Raw genomic sequence first — 17,651 nt, 5'->3', positions numbered from 1 at the left:
CCCGCCAAATTTCGTATAGCCCAGCCACTCCGAACATACTGCGATTATTCATGACTACCCGAACTGGATAAGTCTTCGTGCCTTCCTTTTTCCAATAATAAAATCCATTGCACGGGATAATACAACGATGCTTGTCCACCATCTTGCGGTAGGTTGGATTCTGATGCACGTTTCGGAGATCCGCATTGATCGCATCTTTTCCCCAATAAGGAACGAATCCCCAGCGGAACTCATCTAGAATTCGCTCACCATCCTGTTGTAAAACTACCGGCATATCCTGCGTGGGACTAATATTATAGCGGTCTTTATAGTAGTACATCACTCGGTTAATTTCAAAATGATCCCTAATTTCCTGCAGTTCGGCCGCTAGCGAAAAACGTTGACACATGAAACATCAGCCTCCTTTTGTTTCGTAGTGTTTGTAAAAGGAGGTAAATTATTCATGGCTTCCGAGGTCGCCTATTAATTGACCCGAATCCTGTGGTTGACAGTAATAAAGGAGCCGTAAGGTACGGCCCCTCGCAGTTTATCTTTTTTGTTATTTAACAGTTTTAATAAATTATTGCAGACTCACACTATCTAGATAAATAGCGGATTGGCCACTACTGTTCGAGGAGGCGCGGAATTCCACCCCAATTTCTTTGACTGCGGACAAATTCGAAATGCCGCTGAGGGATAGTGTCAAAGTGGTACCGACGTTCGATTGAATCAGATTCTCTCCAGAATCATACCATGTCCACCCGGACCCGGTCTTCAAGTATAGTTTCGCATAGATTCCGTTGCCAATATTTCCCCAGTTCGCATGCTTAACCGTTACTTTCAGACTGCTTTTTCCGGACAGGTTTTGATTTGAGGTTATATATAGGCTATGCGTGGAATTGGATTGTAAGGAGACATCGGCTTTGAGAGTTTGCGCTCCCGTAGCTTTCCATTCATTGGTGACCCATGGTCCTCCCGAAATATTGTTTCCCGACCAACCTTGAGTTCCCGACTCAAAATCATATAAGATCGCCCCGTTATTTCCCGGACTCGGGCTTGGTGTAGGTGTAGGAGTAGGTGTAGGTGTAGGTGTAGGTGTAGGTGTAGGAGTAGGAGTAGGTGTAGGTGTAGAAGTAGGGCTTGAGGTTGGAGTTACACCTCCGAAAATGCCGGACAACACAGAAGTTGCTTTTATGCCGTTACTGCCATTCACAACGGTATTGCCGAACGAGGTGAGGGAGTTGCCTGTCCAATCATTCGTCATATCAAGATAAGCCAAATCACTGCTATTGCCCTTCCAGGACCAAGCCAACCAGCCGACTCCTTTCTCTTGGGAATAGCTCATAATGGTGGCTTCATCCACATCACCGTTTGTATGCTGTCCGCCAAATTCGCCGATAATCAGCGCAAGATTCTTGTTCAGCACACCGTCAATATTGGATTTGACGGTATTTGCATTGCCCCCAGCATATTCATACATATGGACAGAGAACAATGTATTTTTTAACGGGTCCGCATTCAGTACTTCCGTCCCATAATTTTTGACCGAATCTGGATATTGTCCCCAGCCAGCAGAATCAACAATCAGCGTATGATTTAGACCGGCGTTTCGTAATTTAGGAATAGCTTGCTTATAACCATTAGCCCAGGCTACTCCATCCCATGTTCCGTACCACTCGTTAGCTATATTTATGAGTACACGGTCTTCTTTGCCAATCAGTGCGTCTTTAATACTGATCCAGTAATTAACGGCGTTGTCCAAATCGGATAGACTATCGCTTCCTGTTGCGTCATGTACTTCCAAAACGGCAATTAGTTTATTTTGTTCACAGAGGCTGATGATTTTTTTGATGGCATTCACATCATCAATCGTCCATTTGTATCCATTCGCTAATACAATGCGTACCGTGTTGGCACCAGTTTTAGCAATGGCTGGTATTGCGGTAGACAATTGATCCTTATACCATGTGTGCGCATGATTGACTCCTCGCATAACAAATGGTTGTCCTGTAGCATCCATTAATTTGGTACCGCTTACATAAAATCCGCTCGCAGCATGTGCTTTGTTCGAAAGTTGTCCGGTCCATGTGAAAATCAGTAAGAATGCTACAAATGTAATTGACCACTTGCGTAAAATCACCAAAAACCACCTCATGAATTTTATTTATGTAAACCCTCATTAAGTTTATACTGGTAACGTCCGTTCACCTCCTATTGTTAGAATAATGAGGGAGTCATATTTAACTGTGCGTTCATGAATTCACTAATTTCTTTGGATTTATCGTTATTATATTAGCATTATGTTATTTTGAAAGCGTATGATTATTTTATGCAATTGATTAAATTTCGCTTTAAAAATTGTTTTTTATTAAAAACTCAATTCCTCGGAAGCTTCCCTCCATACTGCGCTCTTAGCTGCTGTAATTTGTCTAATTTGCTTAGACTACTATCTCTATTTGCTAAACCTACCCCAAGAATCAGATTCTCGATAATATATGTGGGACCGACCATGGAGTGAAACTCCCAAACCTCACCTCTCCCGGCATAAAGTACAATACCTGCATCTTGGGATCGAGGATACACAAGTCTGTCAGTGATCAGGATGACCTGGTAATTAGCTTCACGTGCTTGGTCCAGAATCACTTCGATTTCAGGTAACAGTTGAACGAATCCGAAGACAAGCAATACATCTTTTTGATCAGCATGCATTAAGGACTCTAGCAGTTCGTGTCCGCTGGGGGCCATTTTTTTCATCTGTAGTCCAAAACGCGCCATTCGATAAATCATCAGCTCGGCTAGTCCAGCACAAGGGCCTGGGCTATATACATATACAATGCGTGCTGCAGATAGTGCTACTACTGCACGCTGCAGCGCCTCGTCGCTCAAATAGCGGCGTGTCTCTTGCAGATGATGTAAGCAATTGTCCAACAGCACTTGAGGAAGTGAACGATCATCCGATCTTTGCATGGCATCACGCATTTTTATGGAAGGGGTGGACTCAAAGCGGAAACGGAGCCGGTTTTTGAAATCTTTGGCATGTTTGAATCCAGCCGCTTTCCAGAACCGCGAGACGGAGGCAATGCTTAATTGAAGTTCATCTGCCATTTCCTGTTCCGTCATATAGACTACACGTTGCTCATTTTTCTGAATAAAGTCAGCAATTATTCGTTGATTTGGTGAGAAGGCGCGGCGATTCCAATCTTTATACAATCTCTCATTCCTCCTAATATGAAGTGTTAAATAGAATATAACGTATGAAGATGTTGTAAATATTTTTACAACGTTAAAAATACTGAAAAAAATATTACTCCCATTTAACAATTGGTAAAAGTTGTGCTGACATGACCTTCTTATAATGAAGATAAATTCTTGTAGGGAGGTCAAATATTCATGAGTACGATAAAAACGCGCTACACGTTGACTCAGTCACAAAAAATGATGATTTTTGTACTGTCGATGTCGCTTTACGGTTTGTCCAATATGTTTACGGAGCTTGTGCCTGGGATCAAACTAGGCCCCATTGAATTATCGATTGAATATTTCGCATTCATTCCTTTGACCTTATGTATGCTGTTTCATCCACTGTATGCGGCCATTGGGGCAGCTGTGGGTGAAGTGATCTTTGGGGAACTGATGTTAGGTCAATTTGGCGGGCTGGGCGAATTGGAGAAATTCATCACCTTCTCACTAGCGATGTATACCGCTGGCCGTATGGTATCTGATCCGAAGAATCGTAGACAGGTTGGAGTAGCAGCGATTACTGGCGTAGCGATTCACCAGTTCTTCAGCTCTGTTGTGGATATAGTGAAAGTATGGGTGGGTGTAGAAGAACTTGAAGCTGTTAAAGGTCTGGCAGAGAGTATCGTTGTAATCGAGGGAGTTGGCTTTTTGAACGACGTACTCTTCTCCGGTATCTTGTTCGCTCTAATTCCTACTATGTATCTGGTCCCACGTTTATATGGGAAAATCGAACCTTTGCTTGGTATGAAGCCGCGTGAACGGAACATGAAATATGCTACAGGGGCTTGGCTATCTCCTAAGCTAGTTATTTTTGGAACGATTCTGGTCATGGTTGCGCTTGGATCAGAATTGCTCTCGGAATCCGGATGGAACTTTGGTGACTTTGAGTTTGCTTGGGCAGAGTCGAATGAAGAGAGCTTAATCTGGCTAAGTATGCTGGTAGCGGCAATTGTTGCAGCAACAGCAATTATATCCCTGATTCGGCGGTCAGTACGTAAAAGACAGGAAGCGGGTCAAGTAGATGCGTAAATCAATACTCGAACTGAATGGAGTCACCTTTACTTATCCGGGAGCCGAACAACCTGTACTGCAAGATGTATCTTTGCGGCTAGAAGAAGGAGATTTCATTGCCATTATAGGTAGTAATGGTTCGGGAAAATCCACGCTGTGTAAATGCTTTAATGGCTTGATTCATCATTATTACACAGGGGACTTCACTGGAGAGGCGACGATCTGTGGACAACCGGCGGATGGGAAAAGTGTAGCTGAGCTTTCCGGGCATATCGGGTATGTTTATCAGGATTTTGAGAATCAATTAGTGCGTCCGACGGTCCTAGATGATGTGTCGTTTACGCCACTCAATTATGGATTTGCCGATTATAGGGAGCGGGGAGAGCGGGCACTGGCACTAACCGGACTTAGCGATTTAAGAAATGAATTCATCTGGCAATTGAGTGGCGGGCAAAAACATTTGCTCGCTTTAGCCGGAGCACTAGCGATGGATCCAGAAATTCTAGTCATTGATGAACCGGTAGCTCAGCTGGATCCGCAGCATGCCCGCCATATCTATGATATTCTGCGCCGTTTGAATGAGGAGCATGGGAAGACCATTGTAGTGATCGAACATCATGCGGAATTTATTGCCGACTATTGTAAGAATGTCGTCCTGATGGATAAGGGGAGAATGTGCTGGCAGAAGCCGGTGCGCGAAGCTTTATCATCTGTAAAAGAACTGCTGGAGCTGGGCATTTATCCCCCGGATGTGACTCGGGCAGCTTGGCTCTTGCAATCTGATGCGCCGCTAACCCAATTCCTTCCCTTGAGCGCTGAAGAAGGGAATGCCCACATGATATTGCGGCAGGATAGGATCCAGAGAAATGATCCATCTGACTATATGAAGGAGCAGTCCCTTACTGTAAATCGGGAAGTGAAGAGTGTCGTTCAGATGGAGAATGTATACCTCTCATACCGTACCATTCATAAGACGATGCATCCTGTCTTGAATGGTGTTCAGCTGGAACTGCGGCAGGGTGAGTCTATTGCTCTTATTGGCAACAACGGGGCGGGAAAATCTTCTTTAATGAAGCTGATTGCTGGAATTGTCAGACCTACAGCTGGAACCGTAAATGTGAAAGGGATGACCGTGAACGGTCTGCCACCCGAGCGTCTCTCCGGTACCGTAGCATACGTATTTCAGAACCCAGAGGAAATGTTCATTGAGGATTCTGTACGCAAAGAAATTGCTTATTATTTGAAGGCGCGGAAGCTACCAGACGCAGAAGAGAGAGTAGAAGAAATGCTAAAAGCATTCCGGCTCCATGAATTAGCAGAACGTGACGCTCGACTTCTGAGTGGGGGTCAGCAGCGCCGGGTATCGCTAGCCATTGGTGCAGCTGTTCGTCCTGCCGTCATGCTGCTCGATGAACCAACGGCCAATTTGGATATTTCGACCAAACAGGAAATGGTTCATGTGCTGGAAACGCTTCGCAGTCATGTTGAGACAGTGGTGATCGCGACTCACGATATGCAGCTTGTGTCTGAGTGGGCGACCAGGATTATCGTTATGCATCAAGGCAGGATTATTGCTGACGGAACGAAAGATGAAATCTTCGCTGACGGACTTCTATTACGGAGGGCGGGTCTGGCTCAGACGCAATTGATGGAGCTGAGCCGTATGCTCGGTCTGCCCAAAATTTGCAGCAGCTTAGAGGAATTCGTAAGTCTAGTGGAAGTGAAAAAGGAGGTAGCTGCAATCCATGGAAGCTGTTAAACGGGCACTTGACCGTATATCTGTAGAACAAATTAAACTGGAGCTCTTAGGGACTGCTTATAACAGTAGCGGTACATTTCTGGGGAGGCTCGACCCGCGAACGCTGCTACTTTGGTATTTGTTCTTTGCCATCGTGCCTTGGTTCGTACATAACCGTACAGTTTTGTTAGGGATGTTCGTGCTTATGGTCTTAACGACGGTCCTCTCCCGGGTCAGCCCGTATATTATTTTTATATTGTGTCTGGGATTAATCAGCCAAATTGGGTGGATGTTCATCCTGTCTCTCTTTTTCGGCGGAGGAATTGAATCGTTGCTGCCTATGTTGACGCTGACACTTAAGCTCTCAGTAATATCACTAGCTAGTATTACGGTGTTCTCCAGTCTCGATCCGGAAAGACTTAGTGACGGCCTGCTATCCTTAGGGATTCCTGATACATTTGCTTTCAGCTTATCTTATGGTTATCGTATTTTACCTACGTTACTGGAGGAATTCCATCAGATTTTGTTATCCTTCAGACTGAGAGGGCAAAGACCGCTGCAACATGGTTTGTTGTATTGGAGAACAGCAACATATTATTTGCGCATTGTGATCCTGGCATTTTATCCACTCATGCTAAATACCGCTAAACGTTCCCGGACCACGATCGAGGCGCTTGAGACTCGGGGATTTAGCTACGGTCTTAACAATAAGAAAGTGAAGAAGATTAAGCTATCTTATTTGAAAATGAAGCGGTCCGACTGGTACTTTTTATCCGGATCCACCGTTTATGTTATTTTGCTTTTTTGGATCGGTTACCTCTACCCTAAACTGGTGTATTAACATCACTCATAAGCTCAAAGGAGACGAATTAGACATGAATATTGATCTGCATACCCACGGTAAATTATCTAAGAAATCAACCTTTTCCCCTGAATATTTTGCTGAAATGATGTTTGAGGCGAAAGCGAACGGATTACAGGCAGTAGCTTTGACCGAGCACTTTAACACTTCTAATTTCTTTGCGATGTATGAGACGCTGGACCAGACTTATCCTTATAACGGACATTATTATGATGTAAACGGACTTAAACTGTTTCCGGGTATGGAGGTGGATATCGCGGAGACGGGTCATATTCTGCTGATTGGACTTAAGGAGAATATTCTAGCTGTTCGCGCTTTACTGGATGAGCATACGAAGGAGGGGGATTTTATTCCTTTCAAGGATCTGCTGGACATGGCTGATGAACATAAGCTTTGGAAAATCGGAGCTCATCCCTTCCGAATCTCTACGCCATTACATCAACTGGATCCAGAGCTGCTTCGGAGATTAGATGCTTTTGATTTCAATGCAAAGGATATTTACATGCAGGGGGCAGAGACTTACAAGAACCTGATCACACCTTTTGCTGAAAAGCTTGGTGTACCGGTGATTGCCGGTAGTGATAGTCATCAATGTCTGCAATATGGTAGTGTTCTGAATCGGTTGAATATTACCTGCTCAACGGTTGAGGAATTGAAAGAAACCATTAAGCAAGGCAACTACGAAATTGAGCTTTCGCCGTGTCTTCACACCAAAGTGAAAGCTTCAGTCATGATGAAGAAACTTTTGAAGCAGCTTATTGGTGAAGCACCTTCCAGAGATGAAGCAGAGGTTGGCAACATGGTCTAGCCGATGGCAAACATTCCTGTTATACTTTTTTCGTGAATGTAATCGGAGGTGGTACTGTGCTAATGCTGGTTTGCCCATTAGCTAGAAGTTCCTCACGCAAAGCCTAAATTAGGGCGATACTTTGCGTGAGGTGCGATAGGATGGATGATCGCCCAAACTAAATATTATCGTTTCTGATAATGGGCTTTGCACCTTATGAAATTTTCATAACAAATAAGGGGCTGAAGAGCAATGAATACACCATTTATTAGAAACCATCAATATAATTTTATTAAAAAACAAACAGACTTCCTTCTAAAAACACTGCGAACTGTAGCGGATCGAAGAGTCTTGGAGACGGTAAGATATCGTTCATCGTTGAATGTTGTAGAAGCTTTTTCAACACTAAGTGATAGTCAGCAGCAGTTGCTGCAACGAATATCAGCCTTTGAGACTGCATACGATTTTCAGAAGTATCTTAGTGGATTAGAGCCTTATTTAGAACCTTTTCCGCAGATTACACCGAAACAGATTCAGAAGTTGTTCCCTAAGAATAAAAAGCTGAAGGTACCTGATTTATCAGCCATCGACTTTCGATATATGACATATTTGAGCTGGATAGATATTGCTACCAATAAATTATTTATTGTATATCCGTTCGAAGGGCAGTTTATCGGTATTGAAGGTAGAATGACACCAATGAACAAGAAGGGGTATTGCCTGTTCTGTAATCGGCAGCAACAGCTCGCCTTTTTTACGGTCAAGACCAAGCTTGCGAAATCTTCGCCGGATGATTACTCTTCCATTGGCCAATATATTTGCATTGAGAGCCAAGCATGTAATCATAGGATTACGGATACAGCAGCACTAGAGAGATTCATTCTCTCCACTCGTGAATAATGTTAGGATTAGCAAAGGCTGCTTTTGTAAGTAGCTTCAGACTATAGAGCAATAGGGTTTTGAAACGAATGATTTCGTTTCGAAACCCTATTTGCTGTTCGCTCAATTCCTGAATTAATGATTTTAAATATTGTTGAAATAGAAACAAAAAATAATGTGATATAATATTGTTAATGCAAGAGCGGGTGGGAGGACAGGTCATGAACAAAGAAGATCAGATCCTAACGGGTGTCAGGGACCTATATAATAAGATGGTCTGGCTTAACAAAGATAAGATGGAAGCCAGTCTTAAGGGTTATACATCTTCTGAAGTACATTGTATTGAATACATTGAAAAAAATGTAGATTCCAACGTAACAAAACTTGCGGAGTCCTTTTTTATGACGCGCGGTGCCATAAGTAAATTAACTAAGAAACTCATAGAAAAAGGCCTGATCGAAAGCTACCAGAAGTCGGATAACAAAAAAGAAATCTATTTTAGGCTTACTGAGCAAGGAAAAGTAATTTATAAAATCCATGAGAACCTTCACAAAGAGTTTCAAGAGCGGGATAAGGCCGTCTTTGAGCAGATAACCGAGGAACAATTTGATAGTATGCTTAGTTTCGTGGAAAAATATAGTAGTCATTTGGATGCGGAAATAAAAAAACAGGGTAAAGATATGAAATCGGAATAAAATTTGAATAATGAAAATGAACCAGATGCAGTCGGGCTCTATGGAGAACGGCTGTATTTTTATTGTGATTATTTTGTTGACAAGGAAACAAAATGGCGATACGATAAACATGTTTCCTAGGAATCAAAATGCAACTTTAAGGAGTGAACATAAATGTCCATATTTAAATCACACAATGAACAGAACACAGGACAATCCGTAGATAAGCACGCATTAATATTCGGTCTTATCTCTGTGTTTCTTTGCGGAATTGGCTTTAGTATCATAATACCTGTCGTCCCTTTCTTAGTGCAGCCATATACAAGCAGTTCGGGAGAACAAGCAATAGTTGTTACGATGCTGACCTCGGTTTATGCAGTCTGTGTATTTTTTGCAGCCCCCGTACTTGGAGCTTTGAGCGACAAATATGGCCGGCGTCCATTACTCTTAGTATGCCTGTTGGGTTCCGCCATCGGGTACTTGGTTTTTGGTATAGGAGGGGCTCTATGGGTACTATTTGCTGGGCGCATAATCGAAGGTATAACAGGCGGGAGCATAAGCACGATCTTCGCATATTTTGCAGACATCATTCCTGCAGAACAGAGAACCAAATACTTCGGATGGGTGAGTGCAGTTGTAGGTGTAGGCACCGTCATTGGCCCAACGATAGGCGGATTACTTGCTAAGTTTGGTTATTCTGTTCCTTTGTATTTTGGAGCAATCATAACTTTATTGAATGTTGTTTATGGATTCTTTTTTATGCCAGAGAGCCTTGCCGAGAAGAATAGACTGAAGGAGATTACCTTTGTAAGACTAAATCCATTTTCACAGCTTGCCAACTTACTTTCTACGAAAAACTTAAATAGGCTGCTAGTCTCAGCTTTTTTACTCTGGATTCCTAACGGATCTTTACAGGCAGTATTTTCTCAATTTACGATAGATACTTTCAGCTGGAAGCCTGCACTAATCGGAGTTATGTTTTCGATTATGGGTCTCCAAGACATCATTTCACAAGGTTTGATCATGCCAAAGCTTTTGAAGAAACTTAGTGATAAACATATAGCAATTCTTGGAATGGCTTCGGAAATTATCGGTTACAGTTTTATTGCTTTATCTGCTTTGCTCTCATTCTATCCTCTTTTAATCGCTGGAATGTTTATATTTGGCTTTGGGGATTCGATCTTTGGGCCTTCATTTAACGGGATGCTTTCCAAGTCTGTCGATTCTAGTGAACAAGGTAGGATTCAAGGAGGTAGCCAGTCTATTCAGGCTTTAGCAAGAATGATTGGGCCTATCATTGGAGGTCAGATTTATGTATCACTAGGCCATGCCGCACCCGCATTTATGGGCATGATCCTTATAGCAGCAGCTATCCTCGTTTTGTATAAGCGTCCGGATGTAGATATGTAAACTACCTACGTTTAAGATATAAAAAAAGGGTTTCAGAACTCAGGGACAAGTTCTGAAACCCTTTTTGTCAAATTCATTGTTTGTCTTTAGAATTTTTATTGATGACCCGTGCTGGACGAGTTACCCAGTTCGAACGATTCATCGGTTTAACTGTATCAATTCTGTCATTTGACGGTTCATTTAAAGCTTCAGTGGTTTCTGTTTCGGTAGACACCGTTAATTCTTGATCTGTGGTTTTTTTCCTCGATAGTCCTGTTCCATCATGCTTGCCTCTGTTCCATACTCTTCCCTTACTCATACATACACTCCATTTCTATACGCTTATTCATAAACCATATCATATTAGGACAAGTTAAGGAAGAAAGACATAAGCACAAATCGAAGGATTTTTCAAGTTATATTGGTTACTGGAGATTTCATTTGCCGATAGCTATAATAGTACTGATATTGAAAGGAGAGTACTTATATTATGGCAATCAAGATCATAACAGACAGCGGTTCTGACCTACCCCTTGACTACATGGAGAAGTATAATGTTTCCGTGGTCCATCTACCGGTTCATTTTGGGCATGAGTTAATGCCTGCGGATACGGATACGAAAATCTTTTATGCTAAAATGAGTGAATCCAAGGAGCTACCTACTACAGCAAGTCCCAGTCCAAACCAATTCCTTGAGACATTCAGGCAAGTAGAGGAAGGTACTGACATTATGGTCATTTGTATGTCCTCTAATATTAGTAGCACTTATCAGACGGCTATGATCGCTATGGAAATGTACCAAGAAGAAGGACACACCAATGCGATAGAGGTTATAGATTCCAAGACCTTTTCTGGCGGGTTGTCGCTGATCGTGGGTCTTGCGGCGAAGTGGTCACAGACTTGTTCAAGTCTGCAGGAACTGAAGGTCAAGGTGCTTCAGCAAATGGATGAAGTTCAAGCATATTTTACACTGGACACACTTGAGAATGTAATGAAGGGCGGACGTTTAAGCCGGATATCTGGAGCGGTTGCTTCCGTGCTAAATATCAAACTACTTCTCAAAATCAGCGAAGAGGGTACTGTTGAGGTAGTGGAGAAGACCCGGGGTCTTCCAAAGGCATTAAACCGACTGCTTGCACATTTGGATGAGAAGCAGCATGACTACGAGAAGGCTGTTATCGCTATAGTACACAGTAACTGTGAGAAGCTTGCGCTTGAGATTAAAGAACGCATCTTACAAAAGCACCCGTTCAAAGAAGTTTTACTCTCAAGTATGGGACCTGTAATGGGAACCTATGCGGGTGAAGGTGGAATTGGTGTTGCTTTTTAATAGGACTCTGAGGGCGTTTATATTTGCCGGCAGGCGTTCGGATTTCTGGAATTATACGATCGTACATGGGACGGGTTCCTGTGTGCGATTTTTATTTAAATATAAGAATTTGATGGATGTAATAATTTAGCTATTCTTTAGATTGCGTTTAGGTGGGTTTAATAATCGAAGATTATAGTTAGATGGGGTGATTACTATGTATACAATTCTAATCGCAGATGATGAAGCAGAAATTGTGGAATTGTTGAGATTATATTTAGAGAAAGAGTACAACATTGTGGAAGCGAACAGTGGGACTGAAGCGTTAAAGCAAGTACAGAACCATCAAATTGATTTAGCGATTCTTGATATTATGATGCCTGGTCTAGATGGACTGCAATTATTGAAGAAGATTCGTGAGTCTCATCATTTCCCGGTGTTGTTTTTATCTGCAAAAAGCGAACATTACGACAAAATACTGGGACTTGAACTCGGTGCCGACGATTATATTTCCAAACCGTTTAATCCATTGGAAATTGTAGCTCGTGCGGGAGCTTTACTGCGGCGGGTACATCATTTTGACGCACAGATAATTGAAGAAAAGACAGCTGAACAGATTGTGTTGGGAGAATTGAGGCTGGATCAAAGCCAGTGTCTGATCTATCGTTCAGGAGAACCCGTCGTTCTTACCTCTACTGAGTACAAAATTCTGGAATTAATGATGAAACAACCGGGTCGGGTCTTTACACGAAAAAAAATATATGAGGCGGTATGGGAAGATTTCTATGTGTACGAAGATAATAGTATCATGGTACATATCAGTAATATCCGGGAAAAGATCGAGGAAGATTCCAAAAAGCCGGTTTATTTAAAGACTATTAGAGGGCTGGGATACAAAATTGAAGCGCCTATGGAGCAATAGAGATCAACGACCTTTACAATCATCACTGACGCTGGATTTTTTGTTATTCATCTGCATTTTGTTTTTTCTTGTGATTGTTTATTATTTGTTCATTAATCTTGATGTGACCCATATGTTCGAAAAAAATAAAATCGCTGATCCTGATTTGAAGGTTGAAGCGAGTGCCTATCGGGATAATCTGGAGCATGGTATAGAAACCAAACGGCTTCTGCGTAGCGGTGGGTGGATTGAGATCTTGGGTCAAGACAAGAAGGTCATCGACGTTGTTGGTGAGAAGAAAGACGATGTAACACAATATACCGACAACCAGCTCTTGAATAATCTGGAAAACGGAGAAGATCAGGCGTACTTCTACTCGTTGACTACACGTAATAATGAGAATGAATCAGAGTGGCTGCTTTTGAAGATCCCTAGAGAAGTTATCGACATTTCAATTAACAGTGATCCATTAGTTGAATACTTCAACCACTCGCTCTCATATTATGTTTTTTTAGGAGTTGGAATGGTTCTCTTGCTTATTATCGTGTACAGCTATTGGGTGGCACGAAGAATCAGGAAGCCGCTGCGTATTATTACGCTTGGTTTGAAGCAGATGATTGAAGGAAATTATGATACTCGTATCTCGCTATATGCAGAGAAAGAATTTTCGCAAATAGGGGAGACTTTTAATTATATGGCGGACGTCATTGAGAAGACAACGAAAGAAAAACGTCAAGCGGAAGAAAGTAAGAAACGCATGATGGTTGATCTTTCTCATGATCTGAAGACACCCATTACGAGTATACAGGGGTTTGCACAGGCGTTGGTTGAAGGTCGTGGGGAGGATGAAGAACGTCAGAAAAGGTATTTAACCTATATCTATAATAAATCCTCGCAAGTGACCAAGCTGATTCAAAATATGGTGGAGCTGCTTAAAATAGATTCCCCAGATTTTTTACTACGAATGGAGCGTCATGAATTGGGTGAGTTTATTCGTGAAATCGTTGCAGACTCCTATGGTGAGATTGAACAAAAGAACTTCATCCTGCAGCTGAATGTTCCTGAACAGGAAGTATTCGCAAGCTTCGATGCGGAGCTGCTCTCGAGTGTAGTTCATAATTTGATCTCCAATGCTTTGACCTATAATCCGCCAGGTACTCATCTACGTGTGGAGGTTATCCCTTCGGAGAGTGAGGTTGCAATTGAAATTGCAGATACCGGAGTAGGTATTCCTGAAGAGCTTTGGTCAACGCTTTTTGATCCGTTTGTTCGTGGAGATAAAGCGCGGTCAACTACAGGTGGAACGGGTCTTGGTTTATCCATTGCTATGAAAAATACAGAGAAAATGGGTGGCACGCTTCATCTCAGTCGCGAAAAGAAGGAACCAACGGTATTCACCATCCGTATTCCCAAATAGCGAGATGAAAGCCTCCCGAAAATAGAAGATAGGAGAGAACTATGGCTAAACTGAACACATTCATTCGAGTTTGTATAGCGATCCTTTTGGTGTTAGGCATCGTATTTTTAGGCTCACAAGTTAATTTTATTTTCAGTCCAATCTTGTCTTTGTTCAATGTTATTATCGTGCCCTTAATGTTGGCAGGATTTTTCTATTATTTACTCCGGCCTCTAATCAATACTTTGGAGCGATATAAACTAAATCGCTCTGTTGCGATCATCATTGTATATGTGGTCATTGCATTGCTCTTGTTCGGTTTTAGTATTGGAGTATGGCCTTCACTTCGAACACAGCTAGTTAATTTTGTCGATAATATGCCAAATCTGATCGCAGCCGTGAATCAGCAGTTATTGAGGCTCGAGGACAGTGGATTTTTGGCTTCTATTATCCCAGCAGATATGGATCTTGCTTCCCAATTGACTGAATATTTGAATAAAGGATTTAATCTGATTTCGAATTACGTAACGGGTCTATTCTCCTTTGTTTCAAATTTCGCGATTATTTTATTTACCTTTCCTATTATGTTGTTTTACATGCTTAAGGAAGGTGGGAAATTTGGTCGTAAGATTGTAAGTTTCTTTCCAAAGAAGTATCGTGGAGAAGGAACTACAATGATGAGTGAAATTGACAGTGCGTTAAGTGGATTCATTGTTGGTCGGGTATTAGTCAATCTGGCGCTTGGTGTTTTGATGTATATTGGTTTCCTTATTATTGGACTACAGTATGCATTGTTGCTGACAGTAATTGCTGTTGTAATGAATTTTGTACCTTTCATTGGTGCAATTCTCTCCAGCATCCCAATTTTTATTATCGGATTCATCCAATCGCCGTCCATAGCCGTATGGTCCATCATCATCGTTCTTGTAGCTCAGCAAATTCAGGATAATCTGATTGCTCCCTACATTTTTGGGAAAAAGCTTGATATTCATCCGCTGACAACGATCATTTTAGTGTTGGTTGGTGGAGATATAGGCGGGATTATTGCGATATTGCTGATTATTCCATTGTATATGATTGTGAAAATCCTCTTGACCAAAGTGTATAATTTGTTTGTTAAGAACCACAGGGCAGAGTCAGAGGTAGAAGTAAAGGTAGAGGTAGAGGTAGAGGAGAGTCTTTAATATCTCTTAAATTAACAAATATGGAGGTTGTTTATATGAATGAAGGAACGGAGCAAGGATTAATTCATATCTCAGATGATGTAGTCACATCGATCGTTGGACAGGTGGTTCTGGAAACACCAGGTATTGCTGGGATGTCAGGAAGTAATATTTCGGACAACTGGGCCAAACGTTTGGGCGGTAAAAATGTGAAAAAAGGGTTATCTGTAGAAGTGAAGGAAGTAGACGTTGCCATCGACCTGCGGGTTATTGTTAATTACGGATGTGTGATTCAAGAGGTCTGCTATATGCTGCAAAAAAATGTACGTAATGCTGTGGAGAATATGATGGGCTTGTCCCTTGTTTCGGTAAATGTGAAAGTTGAGAAGGTAGCCCTTCCAGTATAAGGATATCTCTCAAATAGGCACCGTGATATAGGCTTCTGCATAGAATGGAGCAAATCCATTTACGGAGGTCAGAGCATCCATGTCGACATATAACACTGGACAGCAAAATAATGTGATTTATCAGGCCGATCCTGCGGTGATCCGGCACCTGCACGGTGTTCGTGATTCCTTGCATCAATCCTGCAGGCCCTATCTTAACCATCAGGTGAGTATACAGACTTTAGATGGCTTAGTGCATGAAGGCACCCTAGCTGGAGTAGATAATAAACATTTATATTTGAACGTTGCGGTGAATGGCCAAATGCCACGCGGTTATTATAATCCATACCAGCCTTATCATCCGCATCCGGGTCCTGGTCCTTACCCAGGTCCACACCCAGGCCCAGGTCCTTACCCAGGTCCTCCTAATAATAATGTGATTTTGCCGCTTGTGTTGTTCGAACTGCTTGCCATTTCTTTACTCTAGATTATCTTGAAAAAGAACATGTGCTGAAATCTAGCCATGTTCTTTTTTGTATACATAAAGTTTACTCTTGATATAATTGCTGTATAACCTGGAGGTGTCATATGATTAGATATCCGATTATGAAGAAAAATGCGACAGTAGGGGTAACAGCACCTTCATCTGGAGTTGGTCCTCAAAACGCAGAGTTAATTAAGTTGGTCTCAAGCCGTTTGGAGTCTAAAGGATTAAATATGATTTGTGGGGATACCGTATGGACGCAAGAGAAAGCTAAATCCGCACCAGCCAAAGTTCGTGCTCAGGAGTTTAACGAGATGATGGGCAGTGAGCATATTGATATCCTTATTCCGCCTTGGGGCGGAGAACTGTTAATTGAGGTTCTTGAATATATTGATTTTGATACTATGAAGGACAAGTGGATCTTAGGCTATTCAGATATTAGCGTACTGTTGCTTGCAGTAACGTTAAGGACAGGGATTGCCACAGCCCACGGGACTAACCTCGTTGATTTAAGAGGAGAGTATTCAGATGATACCACAGCCATGTGGGAAGCGGTTCTAGACACAAAAGCAGGGGATTCTATCGTCCAGCATTCTTCACTTAAATACCAGGGGGAATGGCAACATGATGCTCCTACGCCTTATGTATTTCACTTGACAGAAGATACCCGTTGGAAGACAGTATCCTCTGGTCCTGTAACTGTGAAAGGGCGTTTGCTTGGGGGCTGCATAGATGTAATTAGGCATCTGATTGGCACACCATTTGGGAATCTGCGGCATTTTCAAGAACAAATGATTAACAATGAACCGATCCTATGGTATTTGGAAAACTGCGAACTGAATACGGTTGATGTACGTAGGTCATTAGTTCAGATGAAGCTGGCAGGTTGGTTTGAGAATTGTTCTGGCATTATGTTTGGCAGAAGTCCTGCTAATCGCCCCGTAGAGAACTACACGGCCGAAGACATCTACGCAGAGCTTTCTGAGGAACTCCAGGTACCTATTGTGTATGATATCGATTGTGGTCATATCCCACCGCAAATTACGCTGATTAACGGTGCGTACGCAGAAGTTGATGTGACGGACGGAGTAGGAACGGTAAAGCAATTTTTCTATGAATAGATGCATACAAAAAAAAGGACAACCATTTGGGTTGTCCCTTTTACTATTAGTTCCCTGTAGTTACAATAGCGGTGATTTCCTCGTCCAAGTCTAGCCTTACATCTTCGCGGTATGCACGAATGCCATATTCGCTAAGCATGTAACGTAGGATCGCCTCGATCATGTTGGACTCAACTAAATATTGACTACGTCCCTGTACCCAAACCTCAGCAGAGTATCCGGTGTCTTCTTCCCAGCTCAGTTCTACTTGAACATCTTCAGGGCGAACCGCTTTACGTTCAGCCATGTGTAGACATAGGGCATTGATGATCTCATCCATGCTTAGAACCATT

General features: G+C 42.3%; 19 protein-coding genes. 14 read left to right on the top strand and 5 right to left on the bottom strand.

Features of this window, described 5'->3' with window-relative positions; genetic code table 11:
* From CA598_RS07090 to CA598_RS07080, 3 genes are all read right to left on the bottom strand, one after another.
* A partial coding sequence (locus CA598_RS07090; RefSeq protein ID WP_143812399.1) for an SOS response-associated peptidase occupies positions 1-388 on the bottom strand: 388 nt, incomplete at its 3' end.
* 171 nt (positions 389-559) lie between these two features.
* Positions 560-2,119 (bottom strand): glycoside hydrolase family 5 protein, encoded by a 1,560-nt coding sequence (locus CA598_RS07085; RefSeq protein WP_256990381.1) that lies wholly within the window; start codon positions 2,117-2,119, stop codon positions 560-562.
* Between the two features lie 236 nt (positions 2,120-2,355).
* Positions 2,356-3,189, bottom strand: coding sequence for a MurR/RpiR family transcriptional regulator (locus CA598_RS07080; protein WP_094876047.1), 834 nt, complete (start codon positions 3,187-3,189; stop codon positions 2,356-2,358).
* Between the two features lie 180 nt (positions 3,190-3,369).
* Between CA598_RS07080 and CA598_RS07075 the strand changes: the two genes are divergently transcribed.
* The 7 genes from CA598_RS07075 (at position 3,370) to CA598_RS07045 (ending at position 10,580) form a co-directional block, all read left to right on the top strand.
* A complete protein-coding gene (locus CA598_RS07075) occupies positions 3,370-4,248 on the top strand; it encodes a DUF8171 family membrane protein (protein WP_094869567.1) in 879 nt (292 codons plus the stop codon).
* The gene (locus tag CA598_RS07070) at positions 4,241-5,989 is read left to right on the top strand and encodes an ABC transporter ATP-binding protein (protein ID WP_094876046.1); all 1,749 of its coding nucleotides are present in this window, start codon (positions 4,241-4,243) and stop codon (positions 5,987-5,989) included. The genes CA598_RS07075 and CA598_RS07070 overlap by 8 nt, the downstream gene beginning before the upstream one ends.
* Positions 5,976-6,809, top strand: a complete 834-nt coding sequence (locus tag CA598_RS07065) for an energy-coupling factor transporter transmembrane component T family protein (RefSeq protein WP_094876045.1) — start codon at positions 5,976-5,978, stop codon at positions 6,807-6,809. The genes CA598_RS07070 and CA598_RS07065 overlap by 14 nt, the downstream gene beginning before the upstream one ends.
* A 34-nt stretch (positions 6,810-6,843) precedes the next feature.
* Positions 6,844-7,638, top strand: coding sequence for a PHP domain-containing protein (locus CA598_RS07060; protein WP_094869570.1), 795 nt, complete (start codon positions 6,844-6,846; stop codon positions 7,636-7,638).
* A 231-nt stretch (positions 7,639-7,869) separates the two neighbouring features.
* Positions 7,870-8,517 carry a FusB/FusC family EF-G-binding protein gene (locus CA598_RS07055; protein ID WP_094876044.1) on the top strand — a complete coding sequence of 216 codons (648 nt, stop codon included), beginning with the start codon at positions 7,870-7,872 and terminating at the stop codon, positions 8,515-8,517.
* A 200-nt stretch (positions 8,518-8,717) separates the two neighbouring features.
* On the top strand, positions 8,718-9,191 hold the full coding sequence (locus tag CA598_RS07050; RefSeq protein WP_094869572.1) for a MarR family transcriptional regulator: 474 nt from the start codon (positions 8,718-8,720) through the stop codon (positions 9,189-9,191).
* A 153-nt stretch (positions 9,192-9,344) separates the two neighbouring features.
* Positions 9,345-10,580, top strand: coding sequence for an MFS transporter (locus CA598_RS07045; RefSeq protein ID WP_094876043.1), 1,236 nt, complete (start codon positions 9,345-9,347; stop codon positions 10,578-10,580).
* Between the two features lie 73 nt (positions 10,581-10,653).
* On the opposite strand, the gene CA598_RS07040 is transcribed toward CA598_RS07045, so the two are convergent.
* Positions 10,654-10,878: a hypothetical protein gene (locus CA598_RS07040; RefSeq protein WP_094876042.1), complete on the bottom strand. Its 225-nt coding sequence runs from the start codon at positions 10,876-10,878 to the stop codon at positions 10,654-10,656.
* A gap of 171 nt (positions 10,879-11,049) precedes the next feature.
* Here CA598_RS07040 and CA598_RS07035 point away from each other — a divergent pair, with 171 nt between their 5' ends.
* From CA598_RS07035 to CA598_RS07005, 7 genes are all read left to right on the top strand, one after another.
* Positions 11,050-11,889 (top strand): DegV family protein, encoded by an 840-nt coding sequence (locus CA598_RS07035; protein ID WP_094869575.1) that lies wholly within the window; start codon positions 11,050-11,052, stop codon positions 11,887-11,889.
* A 196-nt stretch (positions 11,890-12,085) separates the two neighbouring features.
* Entirely contained in the window at positions 12,086-12,790 is a 705-nt protein-coding gene (locus CA598_RS07030; RefSeq protein WP_094876041.1) for a response regulator transcription factor, read from the top strand.
* A gap of 112 nt (positions 12,791-12,902) precedes the next feature.
* Positions 12,903-14,186: a sensor histidine kinase gene (locus CA598_RS07025; protein WP_256990379.1), complete on the top strand. Its 1,284-nt coding sequence runs from the start codon at positions 12,903-12,905 to the stop codon at positions 14,184-14,186.
* 41 nt (positions 14,187-14,227) lie between these two features.
* Positions 14,228-15,349 carry an AI-2E family transporter gene (locus CA598_RS07020; protein ID WP_094876040.1) on the top strand — a complete coding sequence of 374 codons (1,122 nt, stop codon included), beginning with the start codon at positions 14,228-14,230 and terminating at the stop codon, positions 15,347-15,349.
* 35 nt (positions 15,350-15,384) lie between these two features.
* Entirely contained in the window at positions 15,385-15,735 is a 351-nt protein-coding gene (locus CA598_RS07015; RefSeq protein WP_042129003.1) for an Asp23/Gls24 family envelope stress response protein, read from the top strand.
* Positions 15,736-15,814: 79 nt separating this feature from the next.
* Positions 15,815-16,201 (top strand): hypothetical protein, encoded by a 387-nt coding sequence (locus CA598_RS07010; RefSeq protein WP_094869579.1) that lies wholly within the window; start codon positions 15,815-15,817, stop codon positions 16,199-16,201.
* Between the two features lie 101 nt (positions 16,202-16,302).
* Entirely contained in the window at positions 16,303-17,319 is a 1,017-nt protein-coding gene (locus tag CA598_RS07005) for a S66 family peptidase (protein WP_094876039.1), read from the top strand.
* Between the two features lie 46 nt (positions 17,320-17,365).
* Here the strand turns inward: CA598_RS07005 and CA598_RS07000 are convergent, their stop codons facing one another.
* Positions 17,366-17,650 (bottom strand): YxcD family protein, encoded by a 285-nt coding sequence (locus CA598_RS07000; RefSeq protein WP_094869623.1) that lies wholly within the window; start codon positions 17,648-17,650, stop codon positions 17,366-17,368.
* Position 17,651: the final 1 nt, after the last annotated feature.

Origin of the sequence: Paenibacillus sp. VTT E-133291 (assembly GCF_002264395.1) — a bacterium.
Taxonomy (GTDB): domain Bacteria; phylum Bacillota; class Bacilli; order Paenibacillales; family Paenibacillaceae; genus Paenibacillus_AQ; species Paenibacillus_AQ nitricinens.
This window is presented reverse-complemented; position numbering and strand designations above follow the sequence as displayed.